Source organism: Streptomyces sp. NPDC047130 (assembly GCF_040643475.1).
In the GTDB taxonomy this organism is placed as follows: Bacteria; Actinomycetota; Actinomycetes; order Streptomycetales; family Streptomycetaceae; genus Streptomyces.
Genome location: NZ_JBEYUK010000027.1, coordinates 33,318 through 51,172, shown reverse-complemented (window position 1 = coordinate 51,172; position 17,855 = coordinate 33,318). Strand labels below are relative to the sequence as shown.

Here is a 17,855-nt window from a genome sequence, read left to right as displayed (position 1 = left end):
GGACAGCCGATGAGACGAGTCGCCATCACCGGGATCGGGGTGGTCGCCCCCGGGGGCGTGGGCGCCAAGGCGTACTGGTCCCTGCTGACCGCGGGACGGACCGCCACCCGGTCCATCACCCTCTTCGACGCCTCCGCGTTCCGGTCGCGGATCGCCGCCGAGGTCGACTTCGACCCGTATCTGCACGGCTTCGCCCCGGCCGACGTCCGCCGCCTCGACCGCGCCGCCCAGTTCGCCCTCACGGCGGCCCGGGAGGCGGTGGCCGACAGCGGCCTCGACCTGGACGCCGCCCCCGAGCACACCGGGGTGGCCCTCGGCACCGCCGTCGGCTGCAGCAGCGGCCTCGACGAGACGTACGCGCGGGTCAGCGACCACGGGAGCCGCTGGCTGCTGGACGCCTCCCGCGCCGAGGAACGCCTCGGCGACTATCTCGCGCCGAGCTCGCTGGCCGCCGAGGTCGCCCGCGACGCCGGCGCGCAGGGCCCGGTGGCCGTCATCTCCACCGGCTGCACCTCCGGCCTGGACGCCCTCGGGCACGCCGTGGAGCTGATCCGCGAGGGCAGCGCCGACGTGATGATCGCCGGTGCCTCGGAGGCGCCCGTCACCCCCATCACCCTGGCCTCCTTCGACGCGATCCGTGCCACCTCGGCGCGCAACGACGAACCCGCCACCGCGTCCCGGCCCTTCGACCGCACCCGCAACGGCTTCGTCCTCGGCGAGGGCTGCGCGGTGTTCGTCCTCGAGGAGTACGAGCACGCCCTGCGCCGCGGCGCCCACGTCTACGCGCGGATCGCCGGGTTCGCCAGCCGCTCCAACGCGTACCACATGACCGGGCTGCGCCTGGACGGGGAGGAGATGGCCGAGGCCATCCGGGTCGCGCTCGACGAGGCCCGCCTGAACGCCGAGGACGTCGACTACGTCAACGCCCACGGCTCGGGCACCAAGCAGAACGACAAGCACGAGACGGCCGCGTTCAAACGCAGCCTCGGCGGGCACGCCCACCGGGTCCCCGTCAGCTCCATCAAGTCGATGATCGGGCACTCGCTCGGAGCGATCGGCTCGCTGGAGATCGCCGCCTGCGCCCTGGCGATCGAGTACGACACCATCCCGCCCACGGCGAACCTGCACGACCCCGACCCGGCCTGCGACCTCGACTACACCCCGCTCACCGCCCGCGAGCAGCGCACCGACGCGGTCCTGAGCGTCGGCAGCGGCTTCGGCGGCTTCCAGAGCGCCATGGTCCTCACCGCCCCGCACACCGGCAGGGCCGCGTGACCGCCGTCGCCGCGCAGGAGCGCGGCCTCCTCGGAGCCACCGCGATCCGGACCGCCGTCACCGGCATCGGCGTCGTCGCGCCGGGCGGCGTGACCACCGAGAGCTGGTGGGAGTCCGTGCTGCGCGGGCACAACGCCGTCGCGCCGCTCACCCGGTTCGACGCCTCCGGGCTGCCGGCCCGGCTGGCGGGCGAGGTGGCCGGCTTCGACGACGAGCGGCACATCCCCTCCCGGCTGCTGCCCCAGACCGACCGGGTGACCCGGCTGGCGCTCGCCGCCGCCGCGCAGGCCTTGGACGACGCGGCGCTGGACCCGGCCCGCATGCCCGACTACGCGGTGGGCGTCATCACCGCCAACGCCGCCGGCGGCTTCGAGTTCGGGCAGCGCGAACTGCAGGCGCTGTGGAGCCGCGGCAGCCGCCACGTCGGCGCCTACCAGTCCTTCGCCTGGTTCTACGCCGCCAACTCCGGCCAGATCTCCATCCGGCACGGGCTCCGCGGCCCCAGCGGCGTGGTGGTCTCCGAGCAGGCGGGCGGCCTCGACGCCGTCGCCCAGGCCCGGCGGCAGATCCGCAAGGGCGTCACCGCGGTGGTGACGGGCGGCGCCGACTCGACGCTCTGCCCCTGGGGCTGGACCGCGCACCTGGCCGCCGGCGGCATGAGCACGGGCACCGACCCCGACCGCGCCTACCTGCCCTTCGACGAGGACGCCCGCGGACACGTGGTGGGGGAGGGGGGAGCGCTGTTCGTCCTGGAGGACGAGGACACCGCCCGCGCGCGGGGCGCCACCCTGCACGGCGTCGTCGCGGGCTGCGCCGCCACCTTCGACCCCGCCGGCCGGGCCGACGGCGGGCGCCTGCTCGCCGCCGCCCGCCTCGCCCTCGCCGACGCCCGGCTCACGCCCGACCAGGTCGACGTGGTCTTCGCCGACGCGGCCGGCGACCGGGCCGGCGACCGGGCCGAGGCCCGCGCCCTCGCCGCCCTGTTCGGCCCCCGCGGTGTGCCGGTGACCGCGCCCAAGGCCAGGACCGGGCGCCTGCTGTCCGGCGGTTCGGCCGTGGACCTGGCGGCCGCCCTGCTCTCCCTGCGCGACCAGGTGATCCCGCCGACCACCGCCGTGGCCTCACGGCCCGCCGCCGACTGCCCCGTCGACCTGGTGACCGGCCGGCCGCGGCCCGCCCGGCTGCGCACCGCGCTCGTGCTCGCCCGAGGACGCGGCGGGTTCCACTCCGCCACCGTCGTCACCGCCGCCCGCTGAGCCGCCGCACCGCCGCGGCCGCCCGTCACCGCACCAGCCCGCCGGAAGAGAGGGACCACCGTGGACACGCTCGAGCTCACCGAACTCGCCACCCTGCTGCGCGAGAACGCCGGCGAGGGAGAGGGGAGGGACCTGGACGACACCGCCCTGGACGTCCCCTTCCTGGAACTCGGCTACGACTCGCTCGCCCTGCTGCAGGTCACCGGCGTCATCGAGCGCGACCACGACCTGCTCCTCGACGAGGAGGCACTGGACGAGGCGCAGACCCCCCGCCTGTACCTCGACCTCGTCAACCGGGCGCTGTCCGAGCGCACCACGGCCTGAACGGGGGCGGCGACGATGATCTCGCCCCCCGTGCCCGCCATGGGCCGCGTCGAGGAACTCCACACCGACGTCTGCGTGGTCGGGGCGGGCCCCGCCGGGCTCGCCCTCGCGCTCATGCTGCTGCGCTCCGGCGTCCGCGTCACCCTGCTGGAACGTTCCACCGCGCTGCGCCGGGAATTCCACGGCGAGATCCTGCAGCCCGGCGGCCAGCGGATCCTGGACGAGCTGGGTGTCCTGGACGGGGCCCGGGCGCGCGGCGCCCGCCGCCTCACCGGCTTCCAGGTGGTCCAGGACCGGCGCACGCTCCTCGACATCGACTACCGCCGCCTCGCCGCGCCCTACGACCACCTGCTCGCCCTGCCCCAGCGGCACCTGATCACCGAACTGCTCGACACCTGCCGCGCTCTGCCCGGCTTCTCCTACCACGAGGGGCACCGGCTCTCCGCCCTGCGGCGCACGCGGGGGCGCGTCACGCACGCCGTGGCGCACCGCGCCGGCCTGGGCACCGTCACCGTCCGCGCCCAGGTCGTCGTCGGCGCGGACGGCCGTCACTCCCGCACCCGGACGCTCGCCGGCATCGACGCCGGCCGGACCGAGGCGTTCGACCAGGACGTCGCCTGGTTCACGCTGCCGGCCGCCGGGCGCGGCACGGGCACGGTGCGCGTCCACCGCACGGCGCGCGGCGCCCTGCTCGTCCACGACACCCACCCCGACCTGCTGCGCGTCGGCTGGACACTGCCGCACCGCAGCTGGAACCGGGTGACCGCCCACGGCGTCGACGGCATCCGCCGGGAACTCGCCGCCGCCCTTCCGGGGCACGCGGACCTGATCCACGACCACCTGCGCGACGTGCGCGACCTCACCCTGCTCGACGTGTTCGCCGCACAGGCCGCCACCTGGGTGGACGACGGGCTGATGCTGGTGGGCGACAGCGCCCACACCCACGGCCCGATCGGCGCCCAGGGCATCAACCTGGCCCTGCAGGACGCGGCGGCCGCCCATCCCGTCCTGCTCGACGCGGTCCGCTCCGGCGACGCGAGCCGGGACCGGCTCCTGCCCTACCAGCGGGAACGCCTGCCGGTGGCCGCCGCCGTGCACCGCGTGCAGCGCCTGCAGGCCAAGGCGCTGCTGGGCCGCGGGAACCCGGTCACCACCCGCCTGCGCGCCGTGGCCGCGTCCCTGGCCGGCCGCACCCCGGTCGGCGCCCGGATCACCCGGACGGTCGCCCACGGGCCCCGGCCCGTCGGCGTGCGCACCGACCTGTTCGGCGCCACCGCCGCGCCCGCCGGGAGCAGGGCGTGACCGGCACGCCGGTGACGGCGCCGCCCGGACGGATGACGCGGCTCGCCGACGGCGTCCACGCGTTCGTGCAGCCCGACGGCGGCTGGTGCCTCAACAACGCGGGTCTGATCACCGACGGCGTCCACAGCGTCCTCGTCGACACCGCCGCCACGCGGGAACGGGCCCTGCACCTGCGCCGGGAGGCCCTGCGCCTCGCCCCGGCCCCGCCGCGCCTGCTGATCGCCACCCACTTCCACGGGGACCACACCTTCGGCAACTGCGTCTTCCCCGAGGCCACCGTCGTCGCCCAGCAGCGCGCCCGCGACGACATCCTCGCCTCCGGCCTGCACCTGACGGGCCTGTGGCCCGACGTGTGCTGGGGCGACCTCGACGTCGTGCCGCCCCACCTGACCTACCGGGACGAGGCCACGGTGCACGCGGGCGGGATCCAGGTGCGGCTGCTGCACTTCGGGCCGGCCCACACCACCGGCGACACCGCCGTCTGGCTGCCCGAGCAGCGGGTGCTGTTCACCGGCGACCTGGTCATGTCCGGCGTGACGCCGTTCTGCCCCATGGGCTCGGTCTCCGGCTCCCTCGCGGCGCTGGACGCGTTGCGCGCCCTGGATCCCCGTGTCGTCGTCCCCGGGCACGGGCCCGTCGGCGGGCCCGAACTGTTCGACGTCAACGAGGAGTACCTGCGGCGCCTGCGGCGCTTGGCCGCCCAGGGGCTGGCGGTCGGGGCGACGCCGCTGCAGACCGCGCGCCGCGCCGGTCCCGGCCCTTTCGCGGACCTCCTCGACGCGGAACGCCTCGTCCCCAACCTGCACCGCGCCTACGCCGAGGAACGCGGCGCCGCGGCCGGAGTCCCCCTGGACATCCCGGCCCTGTTCGCCGAGATGACGCGCTACCACGGAGGACTGCCGGCCTGCCGTGCCTGAACCGCCGCGTCAGAAGGACAGGTGGTCCGGGGTGACGCGGCGGTCCTTGGTGAGGAGTTCGCCGTCGCGGAGGACCAGGACGTCCTGGACCACGGAGCTGGGCCCCGCCACCGGTGCGGGGTCCCACGGGCGGGTGACGAGCACCGTGCTGTAGAAGCGGGCGTCCAGGGCGCCGTCGGGGCGGTGATCCACCCGCAGCATGGAGTACCAGTGCCGCCGCCGCACCGGCTCCGTGCCGAACCGCCGCTCGTGGGCCGCGCGCAGCGCCGCCGCGATCTCCGGCCGACCCACGGCCGCGGGGCCGGTGGGGGAGGGGCGCAGCACCCCGTCGGGGGTGAAGGTCGCGGCGAACTCCTCCGCCCGCAGGTCGTCCAGAAACCCGACCTGGCGGGCGTAGAAGTGCTGGACCTGGGCGTACAGCGCGGCGTCGACGGCCTGCTGCCGCTCGGGAGCGATGTGGTCGATCATGGAACGGGACCTCCGGGTGTCACGGACTAGGACGGCACGCGCGGGGCCCTTGAGCGGGTGCGCGGACGGGACGGACGGGGGCGACGGCCTCAGGGGGCGAGGTCGTCGCGGGTGACCACCCGGTGCCGGGTGCGCCACTTGCCGCGCACCCGCACCAGCGCGTCCTCCATGACGCACACCCGGAGCACCCTCGACGTGCCCCCGCGGGGTGTCACGTACACCAGGGCGTAGGCGCGGGCGCGCAGTTCCCCGTCGCGTCCCGGGCTGACGTCGAGCATTCCGATCCAGTGCCGCAGCCGCTCCCCGCTGCGCTCGTACTGGGCCGCGTTGCGGCGCACGTTCGCCACCAGTCCCTCGCGGCCGCGTACCGGCGCCTCCAGGGTGGGGACGTCGAAGACGGCGTCCTCGGTGAAGGTGGCCGCCCAGCGCTCCGCGTCATGGGCGTCGAACAACTGCATCTGCCGCGAGTAGAACTGCTGGACCTCCGCGTACAGATGACCGAACTCCTGTGCTTCACCCAGGGGTTGGGCACGGACGAGCAACTCGGTGGTCATGGGACCGACCTCCGTTCCATCGGATGCCCTCACTGTCCCTGGCGCAGATCGAGCGCCCTTCGAACATTCCTCAAGCGATCCGGCAGAACGTGGGACACACCTCGCCACGACCCCGAGGAGACCGAGCCCGTGCCGAACAACTCCTTCCCGGACCTGACGGTGGACGGGCTGCTGCGCTCGGCGGCCGCCCGCGACCCCCGGGGCGCCGCCGTCCGCACCCCGCACACGTCCCTCACCTTCCACGACCTCGACGCGCTGGCCGACCGGATCGCCGTGTTCCTCGAGCGGTACCCCGGCCACCGGCCGGGCCGGCGGATCGGTGTCGCCAACACCCTCGACGCGACGTTCGCGGCCGCCTACCACGGCACCCTCCGCGGTGGCGGCGTCGCCGTGCTGGTCAACCCGCTGACCGGCGAGGAGGCGCTGCGGCACGTCGTCGCCGCGTCCGGCGCGGAGATCGTGTTCGTGCCCTCCGCCACGGCCGGCCGGCTCGCCAAGATGCGCGACGACCTGCCGCGGCTGGGCACCGTCGTGGTGACCGACGCACCGGACGGCTCGGTCCCCGAGGGGTGCGTCGGCCTGCACGCGGCGCTCGAGGGGACGCCGGAGGGCGTCGCGCCCTCCCACCGCGGCGACCCGGACGCCGTCGCCTGCGTCCAGTTCACGACCGGCACCACCGGCCGGCCCAAGGGCGTGCTGCTCACCCACCGCAACCTGGTCGCCAACGCCTGGCAGACCGCGGTCGCCCACCGGCTGGGCCGGGACTCCGTGACCGTCAACCACCTGCCGCTGTTCCACGTCATGCACCTGAACTCGGCGCTGTACGCGGGCGCCTGCCAGGTGCTGTGCCAGGATCCCGACCCGCTGGTCTCGCTGGCCGTGGCGGCCGGCACCGGCGCGACCCACTACTACGGGCTGCCCGCCCGCCTGCACCGCCTGGCCGACGACCCCCGCCTCCCGCGGACGCCCAGGGCGGCCCGCGGCGGCGCCCGGCTGACGGCCGTGCTGTCCGGCGGCTCGGCCCTGCGGCCCGCCGCCGCGCGGACCCTGGGCACCCTGCTGGGGGTGCCGGTCGTGCAGGGCTACGGCATGGCCGAGACGTCCCCGCTCACCCACTGCCAGCAGCCCGGCCGGTACCGTCCCGGAGCCGTCGGCGTCCCCGTGCCCGCCACCCGGTGCCGGCTCGTCGACCTCACCACCCGCCGGCCCGTCGAGGTGTGGTCCACCGGCGAGGTGCAGGTCCAGGGCCCCCAGCTGGCCGCGGGCTACCTCGACGCCGACCTGGCCGCCCGGATCGACCCGGACGGCTGGTACTCCACGGGGGACCTGGGCTACGTCGACGCCGACGGCGCGCTGTGGCTGGTGGACCGCGTCGACGACGTCTTCAAGTACGACAACGAGATCGTCTCGCCCAGCCGCGTCGAGCGGATCCTCGGCGAGGACCCGCGGGTCGCCGACTGCCTGGTCGCCGACTGGCCGGATCCCGAGCACGGAGGGCTGGTCTGGGCGGGCGTCGTGCTGCGCGATCCGCCCGGCTCCGGCGACGACCCCCGCGCGGTCCTCGACTCGATCGCCGCGCGCGCCAACGAGCGGCTGGCCGACTTCGAACGGATCCGCCGCACCGAGGCACTGGACGCCGTGCCCCGCACCCCCACCGGCAAGCCCGAGCGGCGCAAGGTCCGGCACCGGCTCCGCGCCCGGGCCGAGGGCCGGCCCCACGACCCCTCGCCCCGCCCGTCCCGACCGTCCCGTCCACCCCGCCCGCCCCGACAGGAGCAGACCGAGACCATGGTGACCTTCGTCAACAAGCTGACCGTGCACGGCGACCTGGACGCCTTCCTCGCCGTCAAGGGAAAGCTCACCTCGTACATGGCGGCGCAGCCCGGCTACGTCAGCCACCGCACCCTCCGTCACGCCGCCGACCCCCGTGTCTTCCTGGAGCTCGCCGTCTGGCAGGACGCCGACGCGCACCGCCGGGCCGTGCGCGGCGAGGAGTTCCAGGCGCTGGTGCGGCGGCTCGGCCCGCTGGCCACCCCCGATCCGGGCCTGTACGAGACCCTCGAGGAGGCAGCGTGATGCCGGCCGCCGCACCCGAGGTCGTCGTCGTCGGCGCCGGCCCCGTCGGGCTGACCGCCGCCCACGAGCTGGCCCGTCGCGGGCTGCGGGTCCGGCTGGTCGACGCCGCGCCGGCCCCCGCCGTCACCAGCAGGGCCGTCGCCGTGCACCCGCGCACCCTGGAGACGTTCACCCAGATGGGTGTGGTCGACGCGATGCTGCCGCACGGCCGCAAGAACCGCGCGTTCACCATGTTCGCCGGAGGGCGGCGCCTGGTGCGCCTGGAGGCCGACTACTCCTCGATGCCCACCTCGCACCCGTACACGCTGATCGTCGCCCAGACCGACACGGAGGCGGTGCTGCGGGCCGCGGTCGCCCGGCTCGGCGTCCAGATCGAGTGGAACACCCGCCTGACGGGCTTCCGGCAGGACACCGACGGCGTCCACGTCCGCCTGACCCGCGCCGACGGCACCGAGGAGAGCCTGCGCACCTCGTGGCTGGTCGGCTGCGACGGCGGGCACAGCACCGTGCGCAAGTTGCTCGGCCTGGAGCTGATCGGCACGACCAGCGAGACCTGGATGCTCGCCGACGCCCCGGTCGACACCGACCTGCCGCCCGACACCATCTACTGGACCCACACGGGCCGCCAGGCGCTGATGATGGTGCCCTACGCCCGCGACGGGCACTGGCGGCTCCTGGACACCGCCCCGCGGACCGGCGGGACCGGGGCCGGCGCCGAGGCCGGGGCGGCGGCGCGGCTGAGCGCCAAGCTGTCCGCCGGTCTCGGCCGCCGGGTGCGGGTCGGGGAGCCGGAGTGGACGTCGGTGTTCACCTTCCAGCAGCGGATGGTGCCCCGCATGCGCGTCGGCCGCGTCTTCGTCGCCGGGGACGCCGCCCACGTGCACAGCCCCGCCTCCGGGCAGGGCATGAACACCGGCATCCAGGAGGCGTACAACCTGGGCTGGAAGCTGGCCCAGGTCCACCACCGGCACGCGGGCAGCCGGCTGCTCGACACCTACGGCGAGGAACGCGTCCCCGTCGGCCGCGCCCTGCTGGGCTCCACCCGCACCGCCACGTTCCTGGTGCAGATGAAGAACCTGCTCGCCTCCGTCGCGCTGCCCGCCGTCTTCGCCGTCGTCCGGACCGTGCCCGCCCTGCGCCGGGCCATCCAGCGCAAGGTGCTCGGCGGCATGTCCGGCCTGCGCATCGCCTACCGCGAATCGAGCCTGACCACCGCGGAGACGCGCGAGCACCTCGGCTGGGCCGCCCAGGGCGTCGTCCTCGCCACCCTGCCCGAGCACGCCCCCGCCCCCGGCGAGCGGGTCACCGCTGGCCAGGTCCACGACCCGGCGGCGCCCGGCTGCCGCGCCCTGCAGGACGAACTGCGCGACCCCCGCTGGTCGCTGCTGTTCGCCCCGGGCGGCGCGCACGCCGGCAGCGACGACGCCCCGGACGACACCCCCGACGACGTGGCGGTGACCGCCGCCGTCCAGTACGGCGAATGGCTGTCCGTGCGCACCGTCGAGGACGACGGCGGCCGTACCGGACCGGCCCCCCTGCCCGACCCGGGCGGCGCGCTGCGCACCGCGCTCGGCCTGCCGCCGGGCGGCTGGCTGCTGGTCCGCCCGGACGGCTACGTCGCCGCCCGGGGCGCCCTGCTCACCCGCGCGGCGCTGCGCGGCGCGCTGGCCCCGCTGGCCCCGTCCGAGCCCCTGGCGGGCATGGCCCGGCTCGAGCCGGGTCTGGTGCTGCCCGCCCCCACCCACCGGCCGAAGGAGCAAGGAGCATGACCGACACCCGGCCCGTCGCCCTGGTCACCGGCGGTACGAGCGGCATCGGCCTGGAGGTGGTGCGGGAACTGGCCCGCTCCGGACACCGGGTCTTCCTGTGCGCCCGCACCGAGCAGGACGTCAAGCAGACCGTGGCCGACCTGCGCGAGGAGGGGCTGGAGGTCGACGGCATCGCCGCCGACGTGCGGTCGCGGCCCTCGGTGGCCGCGCTGGTGAGCGCCGCCGTCGAGACGTACGGCCCGCTCACCGTGCTGGTCAACAACGCCGGGCGCAGCGGCGGCGGACCCACCGCGGACATCGACGACGACCTCTGGTACGACGTCATCGACACCAACCTGAACAGCGTCTTCCTGGTGACCCGGGAGGCCCTGAAGCACGGCGGGCTCGCCGGTGCCGCCGGCGGCCGGATCGTCAACATCGCCTCCACGGCGGGCAAGCAGGGGGTGCTGCTGGGCGCCCCGTACAGCGCGTCCAAGCACGGCGTCGTCGGCTTCACCAAGGCCCTGGGGCGGGAACTGGCGCCCTCCGGCGTCACCGTCAACGCCGTCTGCCCGGGCTACGTGGAGACGCCGATGGCCGCCCGCGTCCGGCAGGGGTACGCCGCCGCCTGGGACACCACCGAGGAGGCCGTCCAGGAGCAGTTCGAGGCGAAGATCCCGCTGGGCCGCTACTCGACCCCCCGGGAGGTCGCCGCGCTCGTGGGCCATCTGGTCTCCGGGTCCGCCGCCTCCATCACCGCCCAGGCGCTCAACGTCTGCGGCGGACTGGGCAACTACTGATTCCTGACAGGACAAGAGAGGAGGTGTTCGTGGTGACGGGTCAGCACGTGCACCGCACGTCGCACTCGATCGACGTGGACGCCCCGGCCGCGGTGGTCTACGGCCTGATCTCGGACGCGGTCCGCTGGCCGCTGTTCTTCCCGCCCAACGTGCACGTCGAGCGCCTGGAGTTCGACGGGACGCACGAACGGCTGCGGATGTGGGCGACGGCCTCGGGCGAGGTGAGGTCCTGGGCCTCCGACCGCGTCCAGGACCCGCAGACGCGGCGCATCGAGTTCCGGCAGTCGCACCCCCAGGCGCCGATCGACACGATGCGCGGGATCTGGGCGGTCGAGGAGCTGCCGGGCGGAGCCGCCCGGCTGACCCTGCTCCACGACTTCACCGTCCACGGCGACCGGGCGCAGGACGCGGCCTGGGTCGAGCGGGCGGTGGACACCAACTCCCGGTCCGAGCTGGCCGGCGTCAAGCACGTCGCGGAACGCTGGCACAAGCTGGACGAGCTGGTGCTGTCGTTCGAGGACTCCATCCGCGTCGACGGACCGGCCGAGCCGGTGTACGAGTTCCTGTACCGGGCCGGGGACTGGCCGGACCTGGTGCCGCACGTGGCACGGCTGGACCTGACCGAACGCGCCCCCGGCGTCCAGGTCATGGCGATGGACACGCTCACCGCGGACGGCGCCTCGCACACCACCGAGTCGGTGCGGATCTGCTTCCCGCACGCCGGCCGCATCGTCTACAAGCAGACCACCACGCCCGCCCTGATGGAGGCGCACACCGGCGAGTGGTCGGTGGTGTCCGACGCGAGCGGCACGACGGTCGTCTCGCAGCACAGCGTGGTGCTGCGCGAGGAGGCCGTCGAACGCGTCCTCGGCCCGGGCGCCGACCTGGCGCGGGCCCGCCGTCACGTCCGTGAGGCGCTCGGCCGCAACTCCACGGCCACCATGGAGCTGGCCGCACGGCACGCGCTCGCCGTGCGCTGAGACCGGCGCGCGCCGCCCTCCGCAGGCTCCGGCCGCCTCCCTCCTCGGGAGGCCGCCGGAGCCTTCCGCGCGCCCGCGGGCAGGCGGCCCGGCGGTCCGGGCAGGCGCCCGCCGGTGTCGACCACTGCTCCGGCTCCGCTCTAGCCGACGCCTCGAAAGTGGGCTGACGACGGACACCCTCGAAAGGGGCACAGGGCCGTAACGGGCGCTCGACCCTTTTCCGGACGGCCGACACCTCAAGGAGAGGCATGAGCCCCAAGAACATCACCGAGCCGGTCGCCTGGCACCTGGCCCTGGTCAGCGGCACCACCGGCACGACCCGTGACGCAGGACTTGCCGGACTCAAGGCCCGCTTCGCCCAGGGTCACACCCGCGAGGACGTTCCGGTGCGCATCCGCACCGTCGGCAGCACCGAGGGAGGACACCGCGGCGCCGTCCTGACGGGCGCGGGCGCCGCCACCGAGATCGGCTCCCGGGAGGCCGGCGACACCGCGCCGGTCGCCTTCATGTTCCCGGGCCTCGGTGACCACTACCTCGACATGGGCCGGGACCTCTACCAGGACTTCCCCGTCTTCCGCACCGCCCTCGACGAGTGCGCCGCGGAGCTCCGGGACGAACTGGGCCTGGACATTCGCGAGATCGTGTTCGCCGGTCCCCGGGAGGACGGCGCCGCGGCCGGTGCCGCGCCCACCGTCGACCTGCGCCGGATGCTCGGCCGGGACACCGGTCCGCGCAGCGAGGCCGAACGCCTCCTGAACACCACCCGCCTGGCGCAGCCGGCGCTCTTCGTCGTGGAGTACGCGCTCGCGCGGCTCTGGGAGTCCTGGGGCGCCAGGCCCTCCCTCATGATCGGCTACAGCCTCGGCGAGTACGTCGCGGCCACCATCTCCGGCGTCCTGAGCCTGAAGGACGCCCTGACCCTGGTCGCCCGCCGCGCCGCGCTCATCGACGAGCTGCCCGAGGGCGCCATGCTCGCCGTGATGCTGCCCGAGGAGCAGGTCACCGCCCACCTCGGCGCGGAGCTGTCGCTCTCGGCGGTCAACGGCCCCGAGTTCTGCGTGGTGGCCGGCCCCGTGCCCGCGGTCCAGGCGCTCGAGACGTCCCTGCGCGAGCAGGGCGTCGTCAGCCGCCGCGTGCGCACCACGCACGCCTTCCACTCCTCGATGATGGAGCCCCTCGCCGAGCAGGTCACCGAGCTGGCGCGGACGTTCACCCTCAACGCCCCGCGCATCCCCTACATCTCCAACGTCACCGGCGAGCCCATCACCGCCGACCAGGCCACCGATCCCGCGTACTGGGCCCGCCACCTGGTCAGCCCGGTCCGGTTCGCCGACGGGCTGCGGCACCTCTCCGAGATCCCGCTGCTGCTGGAGACCGGCCCCGGGCAGACCCTCAGCAGCCTGGCCACCCTGGGCCGGGGCCGCGAGGCCGGCACGATCGTCGCCTCGATGCGCCACCCGCTGGAGAGCCACTCGGACTCGGCCGTCGCCCTGAAGGCGCTGGGCCGGCTCTGGCTCGCCGGCGCCGACATCGACTGGACCGGCTTCCCCGCCGACGAGCTGGACATGGTCGCCCACGGCGCCTCCACGGCCGCCCGGCACACCGAGGGGCAGGACGAGCCCGGTCCCACCGAGCGGGAGCTGGCCGGCCTGTGGGCCCGGCTGCTGAAGAACGAGCAGCTGCCCCGTGACGTCAGCTTCTTCGAGATGGGCGGCAACTCGCTCCTGGCCACCCGGCTGATCCTGCGGGTCAAGCGCGCCTTCGGCGTCGACATGACGCTGCGGCAGGTCTACGAGTGGTCGACGCTCCCCAGGATGGCGGCCGCCGTGGAGACGCTGCGGCAGGGCGGCGAACTCGGCTCCGCCGAGGGCACCTCGCACACCGGCAACTCGCTGGCGCGTTTCCGGCTCCCCAACGGCCTGACGGTCTGGCACCAGAACGAGGCGGAGACCCGGCACTTCTACGAGGACATCTTCGACCACCGCACCTACGCCAAGAACGGCATCTCGATCCCCGACGGCGCCACCGTCGTGGACGTCGGCGGCAACATCGGCCTGTTCAGTCTCTTCGCCCACTACGAGGCGAAGGACGTGCGTGTCTTCACCTTCGAGCCGGCCCCGCCGATGTTCGAGCTGCTGAGCCGCAACGTCGCCGAGCACGGCGTCGACGCCACCCTGTTCAACATCGGCGTCTCCGACGGCGAGGCCACGGCGAACTTCACCTTCTACCCGCGCAGCTCCGGCATGTCGTCCTTCCACCCGGACGAGGCGGAGGAGAAGCACAACCTGCGCACCATCATCGCCAACCAGCAGAAGGACGGCGCCGACGCCGAGACGGCCCGGCTCGCCTCCTCCGACGAGCTGATCGACGTCCGCTTCGAGGCCGTCGAGTTCACCGCCACCCTGCGCCCGCTGAGCGCCGTCATCCGCGAGCAGGGCATCGAACGGATCGACCTCATCAAGATCGACGTGCAGAAGAGCGAACGCCAGGTCATCGACGGCATCGACGAGGCGGACTGGCCGAAGATCCAGCAGATGGTGCTCGAGGTGCACGACGCGGACGGAGAGGTCGAGCGGCTCGCCGAGCAGCTGCGCGGTTACGGCTTCACCGTCACGGCGGAGCAGGACGAGCTGTACGTCGGCACGGACATCCACAACATCTACGCCGTGCGCGGCGGCGCACGCTAACGGAGACGCTCGAGATGGAATTCCAGACCGTAGGAGTCGTCGGAGCCGGCGTCATGGGCGTCGGCGTCGCGCAGAACCTCGCCCAGACGGGTCACCGGGTGGTGCTCGTGGACGTCTCCGAGGACGTCCTGGACAACGCGCGCCGCGAGCTGCGGACCAGCCTGCGCGCCTACGCCCTGTTCAACAGGGGCGCCGCGGTCGATCCGGCCGACGTGTTCGACCGGATCGACTTCACCACGGACTACGAACTGCTCGCCAAGGCCGACTTCGTCGTCGAGAACGTCACCGAGGACTGGGACGTCAAGCGGGCCGTCTACGAGCGGATCGACCGCATCGTGCGCCCCGAGGTGGTGTTCGCCGTCAACACCTCGGCGATCTCCATCACCCGGGTCGGCTCCATCACCACCCGCCCCGAACGGGTCGTCGGCATGCACTTCATGAACCCGGTGCCGATGAAGCCGATGGTCGAGGTCATCCGCGGCTACCACACCACCCCCGAGACCCTGGACACCGCGCGCGCCTTCCTCGCCGGCATGGGCAAGGACTGCATCGTCGTCGAGGACGTGCCCGGGTTCGTCTCCAACCGCGTGCTGATGCTCACCATCAACGAGGCGGTCTTCCTGGTCCAGGACGGGGTCGCCCCCGCGGCCGACGTCGACCGCATCTTCAAGACCTGCTTCGACCACCGGATGGGCCCGCTCGAGACGGCCGACCTGATCGGCCTGGACACCATCCTCAAGTCCGTCGAGGTGCTCTACGAGAGCTTCAACGACGACAAGTACCGGCCGGCCCCGCTGCTGAAGAAGATGGTCGCCGCCGGCCTGCTGGGACGCAAGAGCGGCGAGGGCTTCCACAAGTACCGCTGACCCCCCGCCCCACCGCCATCACCCTCACTCCCACGACGACAGGACGGAAGCAGAAGATGAGCACGGACAACAGGACCCGGATCGCGGAGTACCTCTCGCGCTTCTTCCCGGTCCAGGACCTCGAGGACGACGACGACATCTTCGAGCTCGGCTTCGTCAGCTCGATGTTCGCGATGCAGCTGGTGTCCTTCGTCGAGCACGAGTTCGGCATCACGGTCGAGAACGAGGACCTGGAACTGGAGCACTTCCGGTCCATCCGCGCGCTCGACGCCTTCGTCGCCCGCAAGCTGTCCGCGCCGGTTCCCCAGTAGGCGCCGGGCGGACACGACGATGACCGGAGGACTCACCGCGGAACAGCGGCAGGCCGCCAAGGAGTTCAGGGCCTTCGCCGAGCACCGCGTCGCACCCCACGCGGACACCTGGCACCGCGCCCAGCGCACCCCGCCCGAGATCGTCCGCCTCCTCGCGGACGAGGGCCTCCTGGGCCTGCCGGTGCCGCGTGCCTACGGCGGCGGCGGCTGCGACGCGGTCACGCTCGGCCTGCTCGCCGCCGAACTGGGACGGGCCTGTTCCTCGGTGCGCAGCCTTCTCACCGTGCACACCATGGTGGCGCACGCCATCGCCCGCTGGGGCAGCCGGGAGCTGAAGGAGACCTGGCTCCCCCGGCTGGCCCGGGGCGAGACCGTCGCCGCCCTCGCCGTCTCCGAACCGGACGCCGGCAGCGACGCGGCCGGCGTGACCACCCGCGTGGAGCGCGACGGCGACACCTGGACGGTCGACGGCCGCAAGAGGTGGATCACCTACGGGGAGACCGCCGACCTGTTCCTCGTCGTCGGCCGCGGTGAGGAGGGCCCGACGGCGCTGCTCGTCGAGCGCGACACCCCCGGCCTGTCCACCACGCTGATCGAGGACATGATCGGCATCCGCGCCTCCATGACCGCGGACGTCCGCCTCGACGGCTGCCGCGTCCCGGCCGGCAACCTGCTGGCCCGCCCGGGGCTCGGCGTGTCCCACGTCGTCGGGGCGGCCCTCGACCTGGGGCGCTACACCGTCGGCTGGGGATGCGTCGGCATCCTCGACGCCTGCCTGGAGGCGAGCGTCGACTACGCCGGCCGGCGCCGGCAGTTCGGCGCCCTCATCAAGGAGCACCAGCTGGTGCGCCGCATGATCAGCGACATGTACACCAACGCCCGGGCGGCCCGGCTGCTGTGCCTGGAGGCCGGACGCCTGCGCGACGAGCGCGACCCCGGCGCGCTGGCGGCCACCTCCACCGCCAAGTACTTCGCCGCCACCGCGGCCGGCCGGGCGGCCGCCGACGCCGTGCAGATCCACGGGGCCAACGGCTGCAGCTCCGACTACCCGGTCCAGCGCCTCCTGGGCGACTCCCGGGTCATGGAGATCATCGAGGGCAGCGCGCAGCTCCACCAGGTGGGCCTCGCCGAATACGCCTTCCACGAGTGCGCACCGAGGAGTTCGCGATGACCACGACCGTGACCACGACCGTCACGTCCGCCCCCACCGTCAAGTGCGTGGTGTGGGACCTCGACAACACCGTCTGGGACGGCGTGCTGCTGGAGGACGCCCGGGTGACCCTGCGGCCCGCCGTCGTGGAGGTGATCCGCACCCTGGACGAGCGCGGCATCCTCAACTCGATCGCCAGCCGCAACGACCACGACGCGGCGATGGCGAAGCTGGAGGAGCTGGGCATCGCCGACTACTTCCTCCACCCCCAGATCAACTGGGGCAACAAGTCCGACTCGGTGCGGGCCGTCGCGGAGGCGTTCAACATCGGCATCGACACCCTCGCCTTCGTCGACGACCAGCCCTTCGAGCGGGACGAGGTGCGCTTCGCCCACGCCGAGGTGCTGTGCGTCGACGCCGCGGACGCCGCCGGCATCCCGGGGCTGCCCCGGATGCGGCCCCGCTTCGTCACCGCCGACTCGCGCGAGCGCCGTCTCCTGTACCGGGCCGACGTCCGCCGCAAGGAGGCGCAGGAGACGCACGCCGGCACCGACGAGGAGTTCCTCGCCTCGCTGGGCATGCGCTTCACCATCGGTCCGGCCCACGAGCGGGACCTGCAGCGCGCGGAGGAACTCACCGTGCGCACCAACCAGCTCAACGCCACCGGCTACACCTACTCCTACGACGAGCTGGACGCCTTCCGCCGCTCGCCGGACCACGACCTGCTGGTCGCCGGGCTGGAGGACCGCTACGGCACCTACGGCAAGATCGGCCTGGCCCTCGTCGAGCGCGGCACCGACGCCTGGACCGTCAAGCTGCTGCTGATGTCCTGCCGCGTGATGTCGCGCGGTGTCGGCACGGTGCTGCTGGGCCACCTGATCCGCTCCGCCCACGAGGCGGGCGTGCCGCTGCGCGCGGAGTTCGTGCCCACCGACCGCAACCGGGTCATGTACGTCACCTACAAGTTCGCCGGCTTCCGCGAGGCGGCCCGCGAGGACGGCCTGACCGTGCTCGAGCACGACGGCGCCCGGCTTCCGGAGTTCCCGCCGTACATGGACGTCACGGTCGAGAGCTGATCCACCAGCGCACCACCCCACCCTGCGACCCTCCTGCGACGGAACGAGACGGCGAGACGGATGGC

Annotated in this window: 16 protein-coding genes; 14 read left to right on the top strand and 2 right to left on the bottom strand. The window is 73.9% G+C overall.

Features of this window, described 5'->3' with window-relative positions; translation table 11 throughout:
* Positions 1-9: 9 nt before the first annotated feature.
* From ABZ836_RS25490 to ABZ836_RS25470, 5 genes are read left to right on the top strand one after another with little or no spacing between them, the layout of a single operon-like run.
* Complete coding sequence (locus ABZ836_RS25490; RefSeq protein WP_356137409.1) at positions 10-1,275, top strand: beta-ketoacyl-[acyl-carrier-protein] synthase family protein; 1,266 nt, start codon at positions 10-12, stop codon at positions 1,273-1,275.
* Entirely contained in the window at positions 1,272-2,531 is a 1,260-nt protein-coding gene (locus tag ABZ836_RS25485; RefSeq protein ID WP_361145819.1) for a beta-ketoacyl synthase N-terminal-like domain-containing protein, read from the top strand. Before ABZ836_RS25490 ends, ABZ836_RS25485 begins: the two co-directional genes overlap by 4 nt.
* Positions 2,532-2,591: 60 nt before the next feature.
* Entirely contained in the window at positions 2,592-2,855 is a 264-nt protein-coding gene (locus ABZ836_RS25480) for an acyl carrier protein (RefSeq protein WP_356137413.1), read from the top strand.
* A 15-nt stretch (positions 2,856-2,870) separates the two neighbouring features.
* Positions 2,871-4,157, top strand: a complete 1,287-nt coding sequence (locus ABZ836_RS25475; RefSeq protein WP_356137415.1) for an FAD-dependent monooxygenase — start codon at positions 2,871-2,873, stop codon at positions 4,155-4,157.
* Positions 4,154-5,074 (top strand): MBL fold metallo-hydrolase, encoded by a 921-nt coding sequence (locus ABZ836_RS25470; protein ID WP_361145815.1) that lies wholly within the window; start codon positions 4,154-4,156, stop codon positions 5,072-5,074. Before ABZ836_RS25475 ends, ABZ836_RS25470 begins: the two co-directional genes overlap by 4 nt.
* A 9-nt stretch (positions 5,075-5,083) precedes the next feature.
* Here ABZ836_RS25470 and ABZ836_RS25465 read toward each other — a convergent pair whose 3' ends face one another.
* The gene (locus ABZ836_RS25465) at positions 5,084-5,542 is read right to left on the bottom strand and encodes a nuclear transport factor 2 family protein (RefSeq protein WP_361145812.1); all 459 of its coding nucleotides are present in this window, start codon (positions 5,540-5,542) and stop codon (positions 5,084-5,086) included.
* Positions 5,543-5,631: 89 nt separating this feature from the next.
* Positions 5,632-6,096 carry a nuclear transport factor 2 family protein gene (locus ABZ836_RS25460; RefSeq protein ID WP_361145809.1) on the bottom strand — a complete coding sequence of 155 codons (465 nt, stop codon included), beginning with the start codon at positions 6,094-6,096 and terminating at the stop codon, positions 5,632-5,634.
* Positions 6,097-6,225: 129 nt separating this feature from the next.
* Between ABZ836_RS25460 and ABZ836_RS25455 the strand changes: the two genes are divergently transcribed.
* From ABZ836_RS25455 to ABZ836_RS25415, 9 genes are all read left to right on the top strand, one after another.
* The gene (locus ABZ836_RS25455; protein WP_356137423.1) at positions 6,226-8,172 is read left to right on the top strand and encodes an AMP-binding protein; all 1,947 of its coding nucleotides are present in this window, start codon (positions 6,226-6,228) and stop codon (positions 8,170-8,172) included.
* Positions 8,172-9,941, top strand: a complete 1,770-nt coding sequence (locus tag ABZ836_RS25450) for an FAD-dependent oxidoreductase (RefSeq protein WP_361145804.1) — start codon at positions 8,172-8,174, stop codon at positions 9,939-9,941. Before ABZ836_RS25455 ends, ABZ836_RS25450 begins: the two co-directional genes overlap by 1 nt.
* Entirely contained in the window at positions 9,938-10,720 is a 783-nt protein-coding gene (gene fabG, locus ABZ836_RS25445) for a 3-oxoacyl-ACP reductase FabG (RefSeq protein ID WP_356137427.1), read from the top strand. Before ABZ836_RS25450 ends, fabG begins: the two co-directional genes overlap by 4 nt.
* A gap of 32 nt (positions 10,721-10,752) precedes the next feature.
* Entirely contained in the window at positions 10,753-11,700 is a 948-nt protein-coding gene (locus ABZ836_RS25440; RefSeq protein WP_356137429.1) for an aromatase/cyclase, read from the top strand.
* Positions 11,701-11,948: 248 nt separating this feature from the next.
* Complete coding sequence (locus tag ABZ836_RS25435; RefSeq protein ID WP_356137431.1) at positions 11,949-14,387, top strand: FkbM family methyltransferase; 2,439 nt, start codon at positions 11,949-11,951, stop codon at positions 14,385-14,387.
* 14 nt (positions 14,388-14,401) lie between these two features.
* Positions 14,402-15,253 carry a 3-hydroxyacyl-CoA dehydrogenase NAD-binding domain-containing protein gene (locus tag ABZ836_RS25430; RefSeq protein ID WP_356137433.1) on the top strand — a complete coding sequence of 284 codons (852 nt, stop codon included), beginning with the start codon at positions 14,402-14,404 and terminating at the stop codon, positions 15,251-15,253.
* Between the two features lie 56 nt (positions 15,254-15,309).
* On the top strand, positions 15,310-15,564 hold the full coding sequence (locus ABZ836_RS25425) for a phosphopantetheine-binding protein (RefSeq protein WP_356137435.1): 255 nt from the start codon (positions 15,310-15,312) through the stop codon (positions 15,562-15,564).
* 19 nt (positions 15,565-15,583) lie between these two features.
* Positions 15,584-16,735: an acyl-CoA dehydrogenase family protein gene (locus ABZ836_RS25420; protein ID WP_356137437.1), complete on the top strand. Its 1,152-nt coding sequence runs from the start codon at positions 15,584-15,586 to the stop codon at positions 16,733-16,735.
* Complete coding sequence (locus ABZ836_RS25415) at positions 16,732-17,790, top strand: HAD-IIIC family phosphatase (protein WP_356137439.1); 1,059 nt, start codon at positions 16,732-16,734, stop codon at positions 17,788-17,790. Before ABZ836_RS25420 ends, ABZ836_RS25415 begins: the two co-directional genes overlap by 4 nt.
* Positions 17,791-17,855: the final 65 nt, after the last annotated feature.